This is a genomic window from Stenotrophomonas daejeonensis (assembly GCF_001431505.1).
Classification (GTDB): Bacteria; Pseudomonadota; Gammaproteobacteria; order Xanthomonadales; family Xanthomonadaceae; genus Stenotrophomonas; species Stenotrophomonas daejeonensis.
Map to the genome: position 1 here is coordinate 1 of NZ_LDJP01000103.1, position 2254 is coordinate 2254.

Consider the following 2254-nt stretch of genomic DNA (forward strand, 5'->3'; position numbering starts at 1 on the left):
CGCGATGGGGCTTTCCCGGGAAAGCCCGGTCGCGACTCACGTCGCTCCTGCAAGCTCCTGTCCCACGCCGGTCACATCCCTTCGCCACACTCCGCCCCTTCCGGCAATGCAAACAAGGAGGCGACGGTGTTCGGCAAAGCGGTTCTGGCTGTGGTGGTGGGCATGTGCATGGCATCCTCGATGGCGATGGCCGCCACCCCCGCACCCCGCTATTCGCACGTCCCGGTGTACGCGCACCGCGGCGCCAGCGCGTTGCTGCCCGAGCACACGCTGGCGGCCTATGCGCAGGCCATCGCCGATGGCGCCGACTACATCGAGCCGGACCTGGTGATGACCCGCGACGGGGTGATGGTGGCGCGCCACGAGAACGAGATCGGCGCCACCACCGACGTCGCCGAACGCCCGGAATTCGCTTCGCGCCGCACCGCCAAGGTGATCGACGGCGAAACGGTCGAAGGCTGGTTCACCGAGGACTTCACCCTTGCCGAACTGAAGACGCTGCGCGCACGCGAGCGCCTGCCGGAGCTGCGCGGCACCGCGTTCGACGGCGAGTTCCGCATCGTCACGCTGGACGAGATCATCGCCTTTCTCGTGCAGCAGGCCGCGCGTGCCGGCCGCGGCATCGGCCTGGCGCCGGAGATCAAACACGGCATCTATTTCCGTGGCATCGGCCTGCCGATGGAAGAGCGCCTGCTGGAAACGCTGCGCGCCGATTCCTACACCAACGTCGCGCCGATCCTGATCCAGTCGTTCGAGACCGCCAACCTGCGCCAGTTGCGCGCGCGCATCGGCAAGGGGTCGAACATCCGCCTGCTGCAACTGCTGGATGCGCCCGGGGCGATTCCGGCCGACGTGATGCAGACCGGTGGCTCCCTGACCTATGCACGGATGATGACCCCGGCCGGCCTGCGCGAAATCGCCGGCTATGCCGATGCCATCGGCGTGGACAGCCGCCAGCTGCTGCCGCTGGATGCGCGTGGCGAACTGGGTGCGCCGACCGCGCTGATCGCCGATGCGCATGCGGCCGGGCTGGCGGTGGTGGCCTACACCTTCCGCCCGGAAAACCCGTTCCTGCCGCCGGCGCTGCGGCAGGGCGGGGCCAATGCGGTACGGTTGCCGAGATCCGCGCCTACCTGCGGGCCGGCATCGATGCCTTCTTCACCGACGACCCGGCACTGGGCCGGCGCGCGGTGGATGGCGACGCGGTGGCGCAGGGCGGCGTGCCCTGATCGGCTCCGAATGCATGGGATTGCCTCGTAGATGCGGGGCTTGCCCCGCATGGGGCTTTCCCGGTGAGGCTCGTGCGGGGCAAGCCCCGCACCTACGGCTCGTCGCGGCGAGGCCTTGGCCGCAGCGGCACCACCACGTCGTAATCGCGGCCTTCGCGTGGCTGCCACAACACCGGCACGTCCTGCGGGGCCGGCGGTTCCAGTTCGCCGTCGGCCTGCGTGCCAGGCAACTCGTCTTCCTCGTCCTCCCAGCTGTAGCGCTTGCGCGGCGGCAGCGGGTCGGCGTGGCGGAACAGCAGCGCGGCGACGATGCCGGCCACGGCGCCGCCCATGTGTGACTGCCACGACACGCCCGGCTCGTGCGGCAGCACGGTCATCACCATGCCGCCGTAGAACAGCACACCGATCATGCCGGCGGCGATGGCGGCGCGGTCGCGGCGCAGCAGGCCCAGCCCGAGCACGAGGAACATCAGGCCGTGGGTGACGCCGCTGGCGCCCAGGTGGTGGCTGCCGGCCTCGCCGAGCAGCCACGCGCCGAGCCCGGAGCCGAGCCACAGCAGCGGCAGGGCGCGCAGCGTCGCCTTCGGGTAGACGCTGCCGGCCAGGGTGCCGAGGATCAGCAGTGCCGCGGCGTTGGCGCCCAAGTGTTCGACCGAACCGTGCAGCAGCGGCGCGCCGAGCAGGCCCCACAGGCCGGCCAGCGCGTGCGGTGCCACCGCCAGCGGGCGCCAGTCCCAGTGGGTCTGCTGGGCGGCGAACATCGCCACCAGCAGCAGCACGAAGCCCAGGCTCAGGTTGAAGGCGCGCAGCACGCGGCGGCGATCGTTGCCGATGGTGGTGTTGGTGGACGTGTCCATGCGGAAAGGGATTGCGGCGCCCCGCGGCGAATGCAAGTGCGTCCCCGCGGGAAACCGGCGTGCCGGTGGCGGGACAATGCTGGCCGCTGCCCCTTGCTTCCCCCTGCAGGAGCGACGCCAGTCACGAGGGGCTTTACCGGGAAAGCATCTGGCGTCGCTTGTGTCATT

1 protein-coding gene and 1 pseudogene are annotated in these 2254 nt (G+C 70.5%); one reads left to right on the plus strand and one right to left on the minus strand.

Annotated elements, in window-relative coordinates; translation table 11 throughout:
- Positions 1-162 precede the first annotated feature (162 nt).
- Positions 163-1229, plus strand: a pseudogene (locus ABB34_RS14110) (glycerophosphodiester phosphodiesterase).
- 92 nt (positions 1230-1321) lie between these two features.
- Here ABB34_RS14110 and ABB34_RS14115 read toward each other — a convergent pair.
- The gene (locus ABB34_RS14115) at positions 1322-2086 is read right to left on the minus strand and encodes a rhomboid family intramembrane serine protease (RefSeq protein ID WP_057642014.1); all 765 of its coding nucleotides are present in this window, start codon (positions 2084-2086) and stop codon (positions 1322-1324) included.
- Positions 2087-2254 lie beyond the last annotated feature (168 nt).